The organism is Gemmobacter aquaticus, from assembly GCF_007859075.1.
GTDB lineage: Bacteria > Pseudomonadota > Alphaproteobacteria > Rhodobacterales > Rhodobacteraceae > Gemmobacter > Gemmobacter aquaticus.
Genome location: NZ_VOAK01000002.1, coordinates 19,287 through 33,999, shown reverse-complemented (window position 1 = coordinate 33,999; position 14,713 = coordinate 19,287). Strand labels below are relative to the sequence as shown.

23 protein-coding genes are annotated in these 14,713 nt (G+C 67.1%); 7 read left to right on the top strand and 16 right to left on the bottom strand.

Features of this window, described 5'->3' with window-relative positions; translation table 11 throughout:
- Nucleotides 1-3: 3 nt before the first annotated feature.
- The 4 genes from FQU74_RS19375 to FQU74_RS00685 all read right to left on the bottom strand — a co-directional run bounded on the left by FQU74_RS19375 (nucleotide 4) and on the right by FQU74_RS00685 (nucleotide 2,157).
- Nucleotides 4-168: a DUF7697 family protein gene (locus FQU74_RS19375; RefSeq protein WP_170246178.1), complete on the bottom strand. Its 165-nt coding sequence runs from the start codon at nucleotides 166-168 to the stop codon at nucleotides 4-6.
- Nucleotides 169-230: 62 nt separating this feature from the next.
- Nucleotides 231-668 (bottom strand): hypothetical protein, encoded by a 438-nt coding sequence (locus FQU74_RS00695; protein WP_146284391.1) that lies wholly within the window; start codon nucleotides 666-668, stop codon nucleotides 231-233.
- Between the two features lie 11 nt (nucleotides 669-679).
- Nucleotides 680-1,618 carry a phage tail tube protein gene (locus tag FQU74_RS00690; RefSeq protein WP_146284389.1) on the bottom strand — a complete coding sequence of 313 codons (939 nt, stop codon included), beginning with the start codon at nucleotides 1,616-1,618 and terminating at the stop codon, nucleotides 680-682.
- 119 nt (nucleotides 1,619-1,737) lie between these two features.
- Complete coding sequence (locus tag FQU74_RS00685) at nucleotides 1,738-2,157, bottom strand: acyl-CoA transferase (protein ID WP_146284387.1); 420 nt, start codon at nucleotides 2,155-2,157, stop codon at nucleotides 1,738-1,740.
- 89 nt (nucleotides 2,158-2,246) lie between these two features.
- On the opposite strand from FQU74_RS00685, the gene FQU74_RS00680 reads away from it, so the two are divergent.
- Both FQU74_RS00680 and FQU74_RS00675 read left to right on the top strand, forming a co-directional pair.
- Nucleotides 2,247-2,531 carry a CopG family ribbon-helix-helix protein gene (locus FQU74_RS00680; protein WP_146284386.1) on the top strand — a complete coding sequence of 95 codons (285 nt, stop codon included), beginning with the start codon at nucleotides 2,247-2,249 and terminating at the stop codon, nucleotides 2,529-2,531.
- Entirely contained in the window at nucleotides 2,519-2,809 is a 291-nt protein-coding gene (locus FQU74_RS00675; RefSeq protein WP_146284384.1) for a type II toxin-antitoxin system RelE/ParE family toxin, read from the top strand. Before FQU74_RS00680 ends, FQU74_RS00675 begins: the two co-directional genes overlap by 13 nt.
- 14 nt (nucleotides 2,810-2,823) lie before the next feature.
- Here the strand turns inward: FQU74_RS00675 and FQU74_RS00670 are convergent, their stop codons facing one another.
- The 3 genes from FQU74_RS00670 to FQU74_RS00660 are packed head-to-tail and all read right to left on the bottom strand — an operon-like array spanning nucleotide 2,824 to nucleotide 4,105.
- A complete protein-coding gene (locus FQU74_RS00670; RefSeq protein ID WP_146284382.1) occupies nucleotides 2,824-3,453 on the bottom strand; it encodes a DUF6441 family protein in 630 nt (209 codons plus the stop codon).
- Nucleotides 3,454-3,458: 5 nt separating this feature from the next.
- Entirely contained in the window at nucleotides 3,459-3,770 is a 312-nt protein-coding gene (locus FQU74_RS00665) for a head-tail joining protein (protein WP_146284380.1), read from the bottom strand.
- Nucleotides 3,770-4,105, bottom strand: a complete 336-nt coding sequence (locus FQU74_RS00660; protein WP_146284378.1) for a DUF2190 family protein — start codon at nucleotides 4,103-4,105, stop codon at nucleotides 3,770-3,772. The genes FQU74_RS00665 and FQU74_RS00660 overlap by 1 nt, the downstream gene beginning before the upstream one ends.
- A gap of 71 nt (nucleotides 4,106-4,176) precedes the next feature.
- Here FQU74_RS00660 and FQU74_RS00655 point away from each other — a divergent pair, with 71 nt between their 5' ends.
- Both FQU74_RS00655 and FQU74_RS00650 read left to right on the top strand, forming a co-directional pair.
- The gene (locus FQU74_RS00655) at nucleotides 4,177-4,416 is read left to right on the top strand and encodes a ribbon-helix-helix domain-containing protein (protein ID WP_146284376.1); all 240 of its coding nucleotides are present in this window, start codon (nucleotides 4,177-4,179) and stop codon (nucleotides 4,414-4,416) included.
- A gap of 5 nt (nucleotides 4,417-4,421) precedes the next feature.
- Entirely contained in the window at nucleotides 4,422-4,709 is a 288-nt protein-coding gene (locus tag FQU74_RS00650; RefSeq protein ID WP_146284374.1) for a type II toxin-antitoxin system RelE/ParE family toxin, read from the top strand.
- 2 nt (nucleotides 4,710-4,711) lie between these two features.
- Here FQU74_RS00650 and FQU74_RS00645 read toward each other — a convergent pair whose 3' ends face one another.
- The 5 genes from FQU74_RS00645 to FQU74_RS00625 are packed head-to-tail and all read right to left on the bottom strand — an operon-like array spanning nucleotide 4,712 to nucleotide 11,080.
- Nucleotides 4,712-6,745, bottom strand: coding sequence for a prohead protease/major capsid protein fusion protein (locus FQU74_RS00645; RefSeq protein WP_229704465.1), 2,034 nt, complete (start codon nucleotides 6,743-6,745; stop codon nucleotides 4,712-4,714).
- A 4-nt stretch (nucleotides 6,746-6,749) separates the two neighbouring features.
- Entirely contained in the window at nucleotides 6,750-8,273 is a 1,524-nt protein-coding gene (locus tag FQU74_RS00640) for a phage portal protein (protein WP_146284372.1), read from the bottom strand.
- On the bottom strand, nucleotides 8,273-8,482 hold the full coding sequence (locus tag FQU74_RS00635) for a phage head-tail joining protein (protein ID WP_146284370.1): 210 nt from the start codon (nucleotides 8,480-8,482) through the stop codon (nucleotides 8,273-8,275). Before FQU74_RS00635 ends, FQU74_RS00640 begins: the two co-directional genes overlap by 1 nt.
- Nucleotides 8,483-8,484: 2 nt before the next feature.
- Nucleotides 8,485-10,473 (bottom strand): phage terminase large subunit family protein, encoded by a 1,989-nt coding sequence (locus FQU74_RS00630; RefSeq protein ID WP_206664974.1) that lies wholly within the window; start codon nucleotides 10,471-10,473, stop codon nucleotides 8,485-8,487.
- 46 nt (nucleotides 10,474-10,519) lie between these two features.
- Nucleotides 10,520-11,080, bottom strand: a complete 561-nt coding sequence (locus FQU74_RS00625; RefSeq protein ID WP_146284369.1) for a hypothetical protein — start codon at nucleotides 11,078-11,080, stop codon at nucleotides 10,520-10,522.
- Between the two features lie 111 nt (nucleotides 11,081-11,191).
- On the opposite strand from FQU74_RS00625, the gene FQU74_RS00620 reads away from it, so the two are divergent.
- From FQU74_RS00620 to FQU74_RS00610, 3 genes are all read left to right on the top strand, one after another.
- Nucleotides 11,192-11,416, top strand: coding sequence for a hypothetical protein (locus tag FQU74_RS00620; RefSeq protein ID WP_146284367.1), 225 nt, complete (start codon nucleotides 11,192-11,194; stop codon nucleotides 11,414-11,416).
- Nucleotides 11,417-11,512: 96 nt separating this feature from the next.
- Nucleotides 11,513-12,025 (top strand): DUF3489 domain-containing protein, encoded by a 513-nt coding sequence (locus FQU74_RS00615; RefSeq protein ID WP_146284365.1) that lies wholly within the window; start codon nucleotides 11,513-11,515, stop codon nucleotides 12,023-12,025.
- A 75-nt stretch (nucleotides 12,026-12,100) separates the two neighbouring features.
- Complete coding sequence (locus FQU74_RS00610; protein ID WP_146284363.1) at nucleotides 12,101-12,379, top strand: type II toxin-antitoxin system Phd/YefM family antitoxin; 279 nt, start codon at nucleotides 12,101-12,103, stop codon at nucleotides 12,377-12,379.
- A gap of 131 nt (nucleotides 12,380-12,510) precedes the next feature.
- Here FQU74_RS00610 and FQU74_RS00605 read toward each other — a convergent pair whose 3' ends face one another.
- The 4 genes from FQU74_RS00605 to FQU74_RS00585 all read right to left on the bottom strand — a co-directional run bounded on the left by FQU74_RS00605 (nucleotide 12,511) and on the right by FQU74_RS00585 (nucleotide 14,713).
- Nucleotides 12,511-13,182, bottom strand: coding sequence for a COG3650 family protein (locus tag FQU74_RS00605; protein WP_229704466.1), 672 nt, complete (start codon nucleotides 13,180-13,182; stop codon nucleotides 12,511-12,513).
- Nucleotides 13,183-13,284: 102 nt separating this feature from the next.
- Nucleotides 13,285-13,518, bottom strand: a complete 234-nt coding sequence (locus FQU74_RS00600) for a DUF7220 family protein (RefSeq protein WP_146284361.1) — start codon at nucleotides 13,516-13,518, stop codon at nucleotides 13,285-13,287.
- The gene (locus tag FQU74_RS00595; RefSeq protein WP_188781613.1) at nucleotides 13,515-13,799 is read right to left on the bottom strand and encodes a hypothetical protein; all 285 of its coding nucleotides are present in this window, start codon (nucleotides 13,797-13,799) and stop codon (nucleotides 13,515-13,517) included. The genes FQU74_RS00600 and FQU74_RS00595 overlap by 4 nt, the downstream gene beginning before the upstream one ends.
- A gap of 275 nt (nucleotides 13,800-14,074) precedes the next feature.
- Nucleotides 14,075-14,713 (bottom strand): DNA cytosine methyltransferase, encoded by a 639-nt coding sequence (locus FQU74_RS00585; protein WP_229704467.1) that lies wholly within the window; start codon nucleotides 14,711-14,713, stop codon nucleotides 14,075-14,077.

The following is a 14,713-nucleotide window of genomic DNA, read 5'->3' as shown; positions in this document are numbered from 1 at the left end:
GGGTCAGTCGCGGCTCGCCGCGATCTGCTCGTTGACGCGGCGGACCATCACCGCCTCGAGGGCGGGCAGCAGTTCGGCGATGGCGGGTGCAGAGATGCCGAGGGCCGCGCCCAAGGCCAGCGCCGCGCCCATGTCCCAGCCGATCACCGCGCCGGGGATGACGCGCATCTGCCCGCCAAGGCGCTGCGCCAGGTCCCAGACCTGCGCGCCTTCGATGGTCAGCGGCCGGTTCAGCCGTGCGGGGCAGTCGGGACAGGTTGTTCCGCAGGCCGCGCAGTAGCCTTCGCCCCCACCGAAGGACCAGTCGGCGAGGGCGCGGAGGCGTTTTTTTCCGCGTCCAGCAGGAGGGCCTTGGCGACGTAAAGCGTCTGGAACGCCTCGAAGGCGGGCCAGAGGTCGAGAAGCGCGTCGATGGCCTCTGGGCTTGGCTCGATGGGATTGCCATCCGCATCGCCGATCCCCTCCCATTCGAGGATCGCACGCCGCGCCAGCGCCCTGGCCATGGCGAGTGCCGCCTCCTCGGTCGCCGCCCCCTCGGGCAGGTCGGCAATCGAGGGATCGCCCCGCGCGGAGACCATGAGTGCGGTGGTCAGCGGGCGGAGCCGGACACGCACTCCGGGGATGAGGTCGCACCACTGCGGCGCGTTCGAAAGATCGAGGGTCAGCATGACGGGCCTTCTCAATAGGTTGCGACAGTGTTGACGAGGACGGCGGTGCACATCCGGGCGGGGCTGGTGGCCTTGGCCGCCTGCCAGTCGAAAGTGGCCTGAATGCCCTGCGGGCCCGGGATTTCGATCCGGGGGCGCGGCAGGTAGACGGCGTGCGCGGTGAAGGTGAAGCTGGCGTTGGCGCCGAGGTTCCAGGCGAAGACCAGCTCGCAGGGCGTGCCGTCGATGGCCTGCGTGATCAGGGTGGTGTCGGCAAATCGCACCTCCACCCGGCCGGTCAGGGCGGCCATGCCCGGGTCGGCCCCTTCAATCCGGCCATCGTTGCGGATGGTCTCGATCCGGTCGAGGCCGTTGGAATAGGTCACCTCGGCCGAGATGACGTTGCCGAGCGACGTGCCGTTCCGCGTGATCGCCCCGTTGAAATGTCCGAACCGCTGCAGGGCCAGCGACGTGGGCGTGCCAGCGGCTGTTGTGGCCGCGACGTTCTCGCCCTGCGCCACCAGTCGGGCCGTCGCGGTCAGCAGCCCCGACCGCGCCATTTGCCACGACAGCTGATCGCAGACGCAGCCGGTGTACATCGCATAGCGCGGCACCTCGGGCATGGCCGTCTCGATGGCCATGCTCGGCAGCGTCCAGTTGCCGGACTGGAAGGTGTGGGTCTTGGGCGTGGTGCCCGACGTGACCGGCGCGCCGAAAGCCGCCTTCAGCCAGAGGCCGAAGTTCTCGACGTCGATCGGCACGACGACATCGCCGTCTGCGGTGACCGCATCCTTGATCGGGGCCAGCGGGTCGCGCCCCTGGCCCAGCAGTTCCGAGGCGATCAGAGGCTGTTCGGAGCCGAGCGTGGTGCTGGCAAACGGCACCGTTCGATAGCCCGAGGCGGGCGGGGTGCCATAGACGTTCTCGAACGCAAGCGCCATCTGCGCCCGCGCCCCATGGGCTCGTGCCATCGTGTTCTCCTGTGGTGAGTGGGGTCAGCCGAGCGGATCGGTGGTGGAGTGAGGCGGATCAGACAAAGGTCCGGTGGACTTTCGTCCCGCCGAACGCAGGATGGGGCCCGCTGCCGGTATCAGCCGAGCGGATCGGCCGCTGAATAATGCAACACCACCGGGATCACGGCCGCCTTCAGGCTCGCGGCACCCTCCACGGCCAGATCGACCGGACGCGGCGCTTCCGCCTCGACCCAGTCGCAGAGGCCGCCCAGAGTGCGGTCAGCGGCAAGCGCCGCGCCAATGCCAGCGCAGAGGGTGTCGAAGGCGACGTCTCGGGCGGCGCCCTGCACGACCGCCTCGATCTCGGTGCGATGCTGGTAGTGGTAGCGCAGGGGCGACAGCGTCACCTCGGGCTCGCCGGGTTCGCCGTCGCGCAGGATCAGGAGGCCAGCGGCGGGCACGCGCTCGGGCAGCACGTCACCGCGCAGGGCGGTCGCGGGCAGCGCCGAGAGCCGCGCATGCAGCGCGGTGAGGATGGTTTCGCGAGAAGTTGGCATTCGGTGGCCCTTGGCTCAATTGTGACTTCTGCGACAGTCAGCGATATGCTAAAGGTAATACCCATGAATACTCGCCCGGAGCCGTACCCATGAACGCCGTCCGCCCCATCGCCGTGAAGCTCGATCAGGATACTCGTGACCGCCTCAAACGGTTGGCGGATGCAAAGGACCGCTCCACCCATTGGATGCTGCGTGAGGCCGTGGCGCAGTTCGTCGATCGCGAGGAGAAGCGCGAAGCGTTCCGGCAGGCCGGGCTTCAGGCTTGGGAAGAGTTTCAGGCGACCGGCAAACACGTCACGCATGACGAAGCCGATGCCTGGCTTGCCAAACTGGAAGCAGGCGAAGAGGCGGCAGCTCCTGAATGCCACAACTGATCTGGTCGCCAGCCGCGCTGCGGGATGTCGAACGGCTTTACCGCTTCCTTGCCGAGAAGAACCCTGAGGCCGCCCGCCGTGCGGCCAAATCCATCCGCGAGGGCATGAACATCCTGCGCGATCAGCCCGGTGCCGGGCGGCCGGTCGAGGACATGGAACCGGAATTCCGCGAGTGGTTCATTACCTTTGGCGACAGTGGCTATGTGTCGCTTTATCGGTTTGATGGTGAAACGGCGGTGGTCTTGGCGGTGCGCCATCAGCGCGAGGCTGGCTACTGATGGGCGGGTGGTGATCACACCTTGGCCTCCACCCAATTCGCCACAATCCGCCCCGGCACGCCATCTACCGCGCGCTCTGCATCCCGTGTCAGATCCAGCCGCTTCGGCAGCTTGACCTGCGGCACAAGCAAGAAGATCGGTGCCGTCACGACGCCACGGCCGGTTTTCGACTTTGACGCCACGGCGCGGCCCTTCGTATTCAGCCGCCCCTCGGCCACCAGCAAGCTCGGGCCCCTGCGGCGATAGACGAAGCGCAGGCGCAGACCGGTGCGGCGTTCCCATTCGGCGGGCGTGATCCGACCGCCCCGCAAGGATTTGCCTGCAGCAGGTGTGGGGATCGCCAGCCAGAGGCCGTTCTTCGAGCGGATCAGCGGACCTGTGTCATGGGCGCCGACGATGACCGGGGCATTGGACCAGACCACGGTCGCCGCATTCAGGCTGGGTTTGGCCTTGGGGAACTGCTCCGACCGGATGGCGCGGGCAAGCCGGGCCCCGAGCCCCGCGCCGGTGATCTGCAGCCGCCAGGCGGCCTTCAGCCCTGTCCCGGCCTCGCGGATTGCGGCCGAGACCGCGCGTTCGCCCGCCGCGACCTCGGCCGCCATCATCGCGACGATGTCGGGATCGATGTCGAGCTTGAGCTTCATCACGGTCAAACCGGGCGCAAGTCTACGGTCCAGACCAGCCGCTCGCGGTCGCGGACAGGCTCGCCCTGGATGAGGAAGGCGTCGCCGTCGATCTCGATGCGGTCGCCGGGGCGCGGGGCTGGCACCTCGGCCACGCGCAGGTCGATGCGCGTAGTTTCGGACCAGAGCCGGGCATCGCCGAAGTCGGTGACCGCATCGGCGCGACGGGCGACGATGCGCACCAGTTGGGGCGCGCCGCCATCGGCGATATAGACCGCGTCGCGACCGATGTTCGGATCGGCGAAGAGCGCACTGAGCGCGGTGGCGAAGGCGTTCATCAGAAGCTCGCGTTCAGGCGCACCCGGCCGATGGTATCGCCTGCGCCGCCCGCCACTGCGACCACAGCCACGCCGATCAGGGTGTTCGAGGTGGTGGTCTTGGTCGCTTCCTTTGCGGTGTTGTCCCAATAGACCTTGTCGCCCGCGGTCCAGGCTTGCGATGCGACCTTCTTCAGATCGTAGACGCCGGTGAGCGCGGCCTCGACCGCCTCGCCAACGGCGGCGGTGCCAGCGGCGACGCCGAAGATGGAGCCGACAAGCAGCCCATCGCCGGAGGTGACGGCATAGGGCGCGGTCAGGGTGATGGTGTTGCCGGGCTGGACGTAGTTTTTCATCGGGGTGTCCCTTCTGGTGACAGTTGCGCGTGGTGCGAATTTTTCCTACCTTTGCGGCAGGAGGATCGGACATGGCCGGAAAGATCAGCATTTCCATCACCGACGAGCATGCCGCTCTGCTGCAGGAGGCGGTGGGCAGTGGCGCCTATGCCTCGTCGAGCGAAGTGGTCCGCGAGGCGCTGCGCGAGTGGCGGGCGCGGCGGATTGTCGGCGAACTCTGGGACGAAGGCGTCGCCAGCGGACGCGCGGAGGCCGGCACGACCATGACTGACATCAAGCGCGAAGCCCGGAACCGCAGAAGCGCGTCCTGACACGCATGCCGCGGATCTTCTTCGCGCGGGCGGCCCGCGAAGACCTGATCGAGATCTGGGCGCACATCGCCGAGGACGATCCGTCCGCCGCCGACCGCGTGCTCGACCGGCTGGACGAGGTCGCCAGCCACCTCGCGGACAATCCGCAGATGGGCCCGGCCCGGGACGATATCCGCCCCGGGCTGCGCTATCTGGTGAGCGGGTCCTATCTGCTGCTCTACCGGATCGTCGGCGACGACATCGAGATCGTCCGCGCCGTGCACGGACGCCGCGATCTCTACGGCCTCATCTGACCTTACGCGCCGGGGTTCTTGTAGAGACCGCGCCAGTCGATGGCCTTGGCGCCGAAGTCGAGGCGGCACTTGATCTCGACGCCGTCGACGTCGAAGCCGTTGCGGGTCTCGATGTAGGCGCCCTGCTGGCCCTCGAGATAGGCGTATTCGATGGTGTCGATCTGATTGGGCGAGGCCGCCAGATACCAGGAGGTGGCGCTGGCCGCATCGAGACGCGGCTCGCTGATCGGCGAGAGGGTGCGGATCGACTGCGGCACCACCTTGGCGCTGTCCGCAGGCACGAGGTTCTGGGCGACCAGTTGCTCGGCCTTCAGTTCAAGGGCCGCGGGCACGATCAGGAAGGCGGGGCGGATGTTCAACACGGTCTTCTTGTCGAGACCGGTCTGCAGCGCCATCGCCGCCCGCGCCGAGCCGACGCTCGCCACGTCCAGTGCAGCCCCCGTCCCGGCCAGGTTCTTATGGGTGGCATGGAACAGCGCGTTGCCATCGGCCATGGCGGGGTTCGCGGTGATGATGCCCCAGACCACGTCGCTTTCCAGCTGCGCGATGGAGTTGCCGTACATCGCCGGGATCCGTGTGAAGGCGTCGAGGTCGTCGTTGATCAGCACCTGCCGGGTGATGGCGACGACCCGGCCATAGGTCTTGACCTTGTAGCTCTCCTTCGACTCCCCGAGCGTCCCGCGCTTGAACTCGCCGCTTTCGCCCACTTCCAGAAGCTGGGGCGCTTCGCCAAGCTGGACCCGGTGCATCGACTTGAAGTCGGTCGCCAGCACCTGACGGCAGAAGAGCGCGAAGGTCCGGGGATAGGCGTCATAGGCCTGGCGCAGGGTCTTGTTGGTGACGGCCGACAGGATCTCGGGGAAGTCCGAGGTCGAATGCAGCGCCCGGGTCGCGACCTCGTCGCGCGACAGCCCCCGCGTGTTCACCCCGGCATTGCCGAGGCTTTCACGGGCGAGTTCCAGCAGCGTCATACCGCGATACTGGCGCGCGGCGTCTTCCAACGGAAACAGCGTCGGGCTGTAGCGATGCAGCAGCGCGTTCGCCACGGCGTCGCGGCGGGTGATGCGCTCGTCGCGGCCGCCGAGGGGGACCGAGACATGGGGGAAGGTCCGGGTTTCGTCGGACTTGGCGGCGACCTGGTCGAGGATCAGGCGACGGGACTCGTCCACGCTGACACCACGCTTGACCAGATCCTCGGCGAAGTTGCGCTCGAGGTTCAGACGGCCGGTCAGATCGTAGATCGTGGACACCCGGTCGCGCTCGGCCTCGCGGGCGCGGGTTGCGATGGCCTCGCTGTCGGGCGCAGGCGCCGGGTCTGGCATGCGCGCAGTCGTCGGTTCGGGTTGCGCCGGGGCCGCGACAGGCTGCTGGCGGGTCTCGGTGCTGGCGGGGACATCCCCAGCCACGATGGTCGTGCTCTCAGGCATGGATGCCTCCTTTTGCATGCGGGTGTCGACGATCTCGACGGGATAGCTGGCCTGATCGGCCGCACGTACCTGTGCGCGGGGATCGGCGGGAACGGTCACGAAGCTGACCTCGAGCGGGGTCCAGCGTTCGACGATGCGCTGCTCGACCTCACCCTTCGCGGCGGGCTCGACCACCTTCACCCGCTCGATGGAATAGCCGACCGAGACGTTGCGGATGATGCCGTCGCTGATCAGGCCGAACATGCGGTCGGCGGCCTGGTCGAGCCCCTCGCGCGGGAAGCGGATGGTGGCCTTGCCTTCCTTGCCCTCGATCCAGGCGCGTTCGACCACGCCCACCTGCGAGTAGGAGGACCAGACCGAATGGCTGTCGAGCGCCGGGGCCCCGGCGTTGAGGCGCGTGAGGTCCACCGCCCTGTCGCTCACCTCGAGGATCTCGTCGAAGGGCACCGAGGTGTCCCAGCCGGTCCAGCGCCGCCGCCGGACGGCCGCGCCGGTGGTGAAGACCACGTCGACCGAGCGCGCCTCGGAATTGACGGTCGCGGGCAGGATGGGCGCGCGCCGCAGCTGCATCGGCAGGGCGACCGGAGCCGCCATGATCGTGTCGGGCATGGCCCTAGTTCTCCTCTGCGTCGGTTTGGGGTTCGGCCGTGTCAATGGCAGGGTCTTTGGCCGGATCGCCCGCCTGCGCGCTGCCGGTCTTGGTGACGCGGCGCGGATCGCTGTCGAGCACGAGGCCGAGGTCATCGAGCTTGGCGTTGGTCGCGGCGATTTCTGCCAGCACCGCGTCCGGGTTGTGGCCCTGCCGGGCGATGGCCTGCGCCAGCGTCATCGTGCCGGTCCGGATCGCCAGCAGATCGGCCATCGCATCCTTGTAGGGATCGACCGCGTCGAACTTCGGCGGCGACCATTCCACCGGCACGTCCGGCGTCGGGATCTGCCCCGCCGCCCATGCAGCCTCGGTGAACCAGCGCCAGACCGGCGCGCAGAGCATCGGGATGAAGAGCTGCCACTGGACGGCGTCGATCATGCGGCGGAACTCGACGAGCCCCGCCCGGATCGATGAGTAATTGACCTGGCTGAGATCGCCGGTCAGCAGCTCGTAGGGCACCCGGAACCCGGCCGAGATCGTGTGCAGGCTCGCGCGCTTGTACTCACCATAGCCGCCGGTGGCAGCGGGCTGGTTGAACCGGATGTCCTTGCCGCCACGGGCATAGGCGATCAGCCCCGGCTCGAACTGCTCGACCCGGTTACCATCGGCATCAACGACGGAAGGCGCGATGCCCTGCTGCGCCTCGTCATCACCGAAGACGATGGCGGTCACGCAGGCCTCGGTCTTCTTGCGAACGAGTTCGGCCACCTCGTAATCGTCGAGATCGCGCAAACTGCGGATCACCGGCGCGCCCCAGGGAACGCCGCGCGCCTGCGTGCGCTGCTTCTCGTAGACATGGGCGATCTCGGCCGCCGGGACCGGGCGACTCTGCAGACCGTTCTGCAAGGCCCCATAGGCGTCGCCGGGATGCTCCGCGTGGAGCCAGTAGGCCCGGCGCTTGCCGACCGGGTCGAACTCGATCCCCTGCACCAGCCGCCCCGCGCCGAGGGCGCCGGATTTGGTGGCGTCGAGGAAGTCGGCCTCCAGCACCTGCAGTTGCAGCGGCACCGGCAGGCCGTCCGACGATCGACGCAAGCGGCGGCGCACCAGCACCTCGCCCGCCTCGACCATTTCGCGGCAGATCAGTGTCTGCAACCCGTAGAAATCGAGCTGGCCATCGGCGTCGCACTCCGCCGTCCAGTGGGAGAATAGCGCGTCAACTGTTTGGTCTAGCTTGTCGTCGCCGCTGGCGGCGCGCGGCATGATGCCCGCGCCGATGATGTTGTTGACGAGGACGGCCACAGCTTTTGCCGCATGCGGGTTGTTGCGTACGAGATCGCGCATCCGGTCGCGTAGCAGCGCCCCGGCGCCGCCGATCTCGGTGTCGGCCGAGGATCCCGGCGCACGCCAGCCCTCGGTGCGACGCCCGCGCGCCGCGCCATCATAGCCGCGCGTCAGGGTCTCGAAGGCCTGCCGTGCCATCACGCGGCGCGCGGCCATGCGCGGCGCCACGGTTGCGATGGCATGGTCGAACCAGGTCGCCGACATCACCGGTCCCCGCGCGAGAAGCCCGCAAGCCCGGCCACCGGCAGCGGTCGGCCGACGCCTGCAATCGCGCGCTCGATGGTGCGGATTCGCCCCAGCAGGTCCTCGGACGAGCCATAGTCCAAGGACTTGCCATCATAGCTGACCCGCGTCGTGCCGCTGGCATAGGCCCGGCGCAGCGCCGAGAGCTCGGTTTCCGTCCAGTCCGTCATGCTCAAAACCATCCTCCGCGCCGTCCGAGCCAGTCGGAGCGGCGCTTGCCCTGCGGGGCCTGTCCCGGCCGGTTGATCTGCCCGGCGGGATCGGTGTCGGTGGGGGCGGCCCCGAGTTGATCCTCGAGGTCGCGCCATTTCTCCTCAGACCAGCGGTCCGCACCCGCGATCCACGCGGCGGCGCGGGCATAGACCCGGCAATCGAGCGCCTCGTTTCGCTCGCGCAGCTTCTGCCATTCCAGCCGCGCAAAGCCGCGCTTCGTGCGCACCGTCACCAGCTGCTCGGCCACGACCTGCTTCAGCCATTCGTTCTCGACCCAGTGCGGCAGATGCACTGAGCCGGGCGGGAACGCCGCCCCGTCGGCCATCTCCTCCTCGGTGGGCCGCGCCAGCCGCAGGAAACGATAGGTCTCGGCCTTGAAGGTCGACACAGCCACGGTCCAGAGCCGCGCCCCGCGTCGCAGGCGTTTGCCGCCCTCGGTCGCATCGACGAATGTCGGCCCCGACACCGGGCTGGAACGATTGAACCCCTCGACGCCCTTCACCGGCGACACCTGCCCAAACCCCTGCGCCCGCGACCAGGAATAGACCGCCGGAGCCTCGTAGCCCGTGTCGATGGCCAGCCGCGCGATGTGCAGATGCGCGCCGCGTTCGTGCGGCCAGGACCGGTCGAGCAGCGCCGTCAGTTCCGACCAGGCGTCGTGCCGGTCGGGCCCACCCTCGATCACGACATGATCGACGAGCCAGCTTTCCAACCCGCGACCCCAGGCCCAGACGTCGACCTCGATGCGGTCCTTCTGGACGTCGGCCCCGGCCGTGAGGAACAGCCCACCTGCAGGAATCGTGCCCGGTTTCCACGCTTCACGGCGGTCGTAAAGCCGCTGCCAGTCCGGCGCTTCGCCGCTCTCGACCCATGTCTCGCCGAGGATGGTGTTGCGGAATGCCTTGATCGCCTCGTCCGACCCTTGGGCCGCCTCCCAGCCGCGGGCGATGCGAGCCCAGCTGAGCCAGCCCACCGGCGAATAGAGCGCCGAGAGGTGATACCCGACCGTGGTCGGATCGGCGGCAACGGCGGTCGCCCGCCATTCGCCGCCCTCCAGCATCGCCGTCTTGTTGTGTTCGCCGATTGGCGCATCACACACTTCGCAATGATATTCCGCCGTTTCCGGCTTGCCCTTCTGCCAGCGCAGCCGGTCGAACTTCAGCCACTGCATCGCCCCGCAATGCGGGCACGGCACGAAGAACCGCCGCTGGTCGCTGGCTTCGTATTCCCGTTCGATCCGGCTCAGCCCCCGGATGGTGGGCGTCGAGACCAGGAAGACCTTGCGCCGGTGGGCGAAGGTCAGCGAGCGCGCCTCGGCCAGCGTGACCGGGTCACCTTCCTCGTCGGCCGAGGCCGGATAGGCGTCGACCTCGTCGAGGAAGATGTAACGCGCCGGGGTCGAGCGCAGCCCGACTGCCGAGTTCGCCCCGGTCATGATCAGGATGCCGCCCGCGAATTCCTTGGACAGCATCGTGTTGCCCGCGTCGCGGGACCGGGCCGGTTTGACCCGCTCCCGCAGGTCGGGGCTCTCGTCGATCAGCGGATCGATCCGCTGGCGCGAGTTGCGTTTCGCCAATTCCACCGTCGGCTGGACCGCCAGCATCGGGCCCGGTGCCTGGTGGATGGCAAAGCCGATCCAGTTGTTGCCGGCCTCGGTGGCGCCGACCTGTGCGGCCTTCATGAACACGATCCGCTGCGTGGGATCGCCCGGCGACAGCCGATCCATGATCTCGCGCATGTAGGGCGTGCGCCCCGTGCGATACCGCCCGGGTTCGGCCGATGCGCGACCCGACAGCATCCGGTGCTTGTCTGCCCATTGCGACACCGTCAGGTCGGGGTCGGGCGTCAGCCCCGCACCCCAGGTGCGCAGGATTTCCGCCGCGCCATCGAAGTCGGTCAGGCCATCTTCCGGCCCTGCGCTTCCGCTCCGGGCATTCGTCCCTCGCAACGGTCCACTGGGCCCTTGCGTTTCGCTGTCGCGAAACCGGTCCTCATCACCGGAAGTCGGGCCGGACCTCGGCAAGCTCGTCGAGGTGGGCGCGGACATGTTTCTCCAGGACCTTCTGCATCGCGGCTGGCTCGACGCCCAGATCGGCCGCCATCAGCGCCGCCGCACGCGGGGGCCAGTTCACCCATGCGTCCCGTTCCTCCCGCGCCAGGCGGAACACCAGCGACAGCGCCCGGGCCCGCTCGATCAACTCCCCCTTCAGCTTTTGCAGCCGGATGCGCCGTTCCTGCGCCTTCAGCACCTCGTTCGCGGTCTTGGCCTGCAGGAAGGTCGTGCCGCCGCCGACTGCGGGGACTGCCAGACCCTGTTCGCGGAGCGTGTCGCCGACGGCGGCCACCGCCGCCTCGGGAACGGGCTTCAGCTTCAGATCGGGCGGCTTGCGGGTCTTCGAGGGGTCCGTGGTTTCCGCCCGGCGTGCGTCGCTGGCGGTCGCGTTGATGCTGCCGTCGGGATAGAGGACCAGCCGCTCGGCGGCCTTGGCCTTTTGGATCGCACCCCGCGACAGCCCGACATGCGCGGCGTACTGGCGCTCGCTCATGCCCTGCATCTATGGCTCCGATTATCATTCAGATTCATGTGCTTATCGCGTTGATAAGCGTCGCGACCGGAGCGAACGTCCCGTCAGAACGACGATGCAACTCACCATGGAGCCACCAAGATGACCCGCCGCAAGACCGACAATTCCAAGGCCCTCGACGCCTTCATCGCCGCCAAGTCCGAGATCGACGCGATGCTGGAGCGGCTCGCCGCCCTGAGCGCCGACCATTTCAAGACCAGCCCTGACGAGATCCACTGGGGGCACGTCGGCACCCTGAACCACTACCGCGACCGGCTGCGCGAGATCACCGACAGCGCCTTCAAGGAAGGTGAACACGCCGTCTGACCAACCGCAACGCCAGAACCCGCGCCGCGCGCCCAGCGCGGCTTGGGGTCGTAGGAGGGCAGCGGCAGTCGCGGCCCCGAGAACGGAGACGACCCCATGACCCAGATCCAGCTGACCGACACCCAAGCCGTTGTCCTATCGGCGGCCTGCGCGCGCGACGATGGCGCGGTCTTTCCCGTCACCGCCAAGCTGAAGGGCGGCGCTGTCGGGAATGTCTGCAAGAGCCTCCTGAAGCTCGGGCTGATCGAGGAAATCCCCGCCACCGACCTCAACACCGTCTGGCGGCACGACGAGGAGCGCGGCCCGATCACCCTGCGCGCGACGCCGCTGGCACAGAGCACGCTCGGGATCACGGAGGCCGAAACGACCACGACGCCTGCCGAAACGGTCACCGCACCGGTCCAGCGCCGGAAAGGCACCAAGCAGGAAGCGCTGATCGAGATGTTGCGCGCGCCGGGCGGCGCCACCATCGAAGAGATCGCCACCGCGCTCGAATGGGCTGCCCACACGGTCAGGGGGGCCATGGCAGGCCCCCTGAAGAGGAAGCTCGGGCTCGAGGTGACTTCCGAAAAGGTCGAAGGGCGCGGGCGGGTCTACGCCTTGAAGTAGATGCCGCAAACCTCGACGCGCATCGGAAAAGGCGCAATATTCGCTCCTAATTCGATGCGCGTCGGGAGGCCAGTCATGGACATCACCAAGGACATCACCCCGCTGACCGAGTTCAAGCGGGACTCGGCGCGTCTGATCGCGCAGATCAAGGCGACCGGTCGGCCGCAGATCCTGACCGTGAACGGCAAGCCTTCGCTCGTCGTTATGGATGCCGCCGCGTGGCAGGAGATGCAGGACCGGCTCGACTACGCCGAAACTGTCGCCGGGATCCGGAAGGGTCTGACGCAGGCCCGTGCCGGTGAGGGCACGGATGCAGGTCAGTTCTTCGACAATCTCGCCAAGTCGACATGTTGACCCTTTGCCCGTGATGATTGTGCCGAATCCCGCAGAGGATCAGAATGCGTCGCAGATCTGGCTGGGCGACCGCACGCAGGACCTGACGGCGAACACGCTGACCGGCTCGAACGGCCCCGACTTCGAGTTGTTCAGTTCGGAGCGATGGAACAACAGCCTGTCAGCATCTGCGGCTCTCCGCGCCCTTCGAGGATGACAGTAACGTCAAGACCGTAGCTGCGATCCGACATCCCGTCAGAGCACGCCACAGGCACCATGACTCCGGTCATGCGGAGGTTTTCACCCTTTGCCGACACCGACCGTCGCGGATCCCGGAACATGCCTGTCGACAGCACCTGCTCGATCCGCATGACGCTTTCGGGCGCATCCGGTGTCGAGAACACCATGGCATCACCCCTTGGGCGGAACGACCAGAACGGCTCGTTGCCACGGCAATTCAATGTTGGCGGCAGGGCTCCGGGCTCCCAGACATCGACCTGATAGGCAAGGTAGCGAAGTGCTGCCCAGCCGCTGCGCTCACCCGTATTGATCCGCGCCCATCGCCCGGTTTCGTCATAACCCACGACCTCGATATCGCGAGCGTCGTGCGAAAGCGTCCCGATGATTTCGGCGCTGGCACTGGGGGCCGCACGGATGTTCAGCACGTCGTTCGCAGCAACGCCCGTCACATCGAACAACGTCGGCAGGATGTATTCCGGCGTCGCGATGGCCGGTGAGGCCACGGCAAGAAGAAGGCCGAGCACCAGCCCGTTGACGGCTGCACGCATGGGCACGAAGCCGACAGCCTCTGGATCATTCTTCATTGGCTCACCTCATTCGCAGTATCCGGCTTCATGTCGTTGTCGGGTTCCTGGCGGCGGCCAGACGGCCTACGCAATAGGATACAGCGAAACAGCAACTTCGCGTCACTTTTCTGGCTGATACATCCGGGTCCTCATCGCCTCGAAAAGCCGCCGCAGCGCATAGCCCCGCGCGAGCGAGACGCCCACGAAGGCGAGTCCGATGGTCAGATGCTCCGCGAGACCAGTCTCGATCCCGAACCACGGGAACACGACGATCTGTGTGGCGATGGCCAAAACGTAGCCGACCACAACGTTTGCCGCGGCCTCGACCAGCGACATGGTACGCGATTGCTTCATACCGCCACCTCATCCATCGGCCAGCAATTCAGCCGCCAAAGTTCGCAGCGCATGCGCTGCAACCAGGGGGACCACGCCGTTGCCACAGAGGCGAAGCCGGTCCACCCGCTGGGCCAACCCATCAGCGCCTCGACGAACAGCGGGTTCAAGGTTCGGCGCGGCTCGGAGGTATCGCTCCCAGCCATCGGCGTCACCAGGACCTGGCGGCCAAGCAGGCCGTTCACCGGCGTGTTCGCCAATGTCGTCGCCCCGTCCTTGTGATCCCGCGCTGTCGGCGTCATCCACAGCCCCGCCGAATGGGTCAGGTCGGCCGACCTGCGGTTGCCCGCACTCGGCTTGCAGCCATCGTTTTGCACAGAGTGCTCTGACTCCAAACATCCGGCCTCAATCTATCCCTATTAGTCGTGTCTAAAAGGCGGAACAAATCCGTTGTCAGCCTGACATTTCCCTCTAATGTGGGATGCGCAGCCACGGTGTAAAGGAAGCAAGAATGGCGATTGGAATGGCAGCAAAGAAGGGCAGTTTCATCTACGTCTATGACGAGAAGAACCGGCAGCTATTTACTAAGTCGGGCGATCTGCACGGATATACATCTTCGACCGTAACCGTTAAGCAAGGTTCGTTTCTCTATACCTATGATGAAAAAGGACGACAGGTTGGTGTGACCAGCGCGCGTTGAAATCCTCTGAGCTTCCGCCGCCGTGAAGAGGCCTGCCGCAAGCTTGTAGCCCATGCCGACCAATCCGCTGGCGACTTCGGGGAAGCCGAGGCGGAGATGATGGGCGACATTTTCGAGGAACACGAAGGGCGGCTCGACCTCGCCGATGATGCGGGCGACATGCGGCCATAGGTGGCGCGGGTCGTCTGCACCCCGGCGCTTGCCCGCGACGGAGAACGGCTGGCACGGATAGCCCGCAGTGACGATGTCCACCGCGCCGCGCCAAGGGCGGCCGTCGAAGGTTCCAACGTCGTCCCAGACAACAGACTGACCCAGGGACGCGTCTTCCATCCGCGCCACGAGAGTGGCTGCGGCGAAGGTCTCCCGTTCGACATGGCCCACAGCACGATAGCCGGGGATGGCGATGGCAAGCCCGAGGTCGAGGCCGCCTGCGCCGGAGCAGAGGGACAGACCGAAGAGACATGCGTCTGTCGTTCCGGAACCGCGTCCGGCGGAAGGTAAAGCTAGGTCATGCAT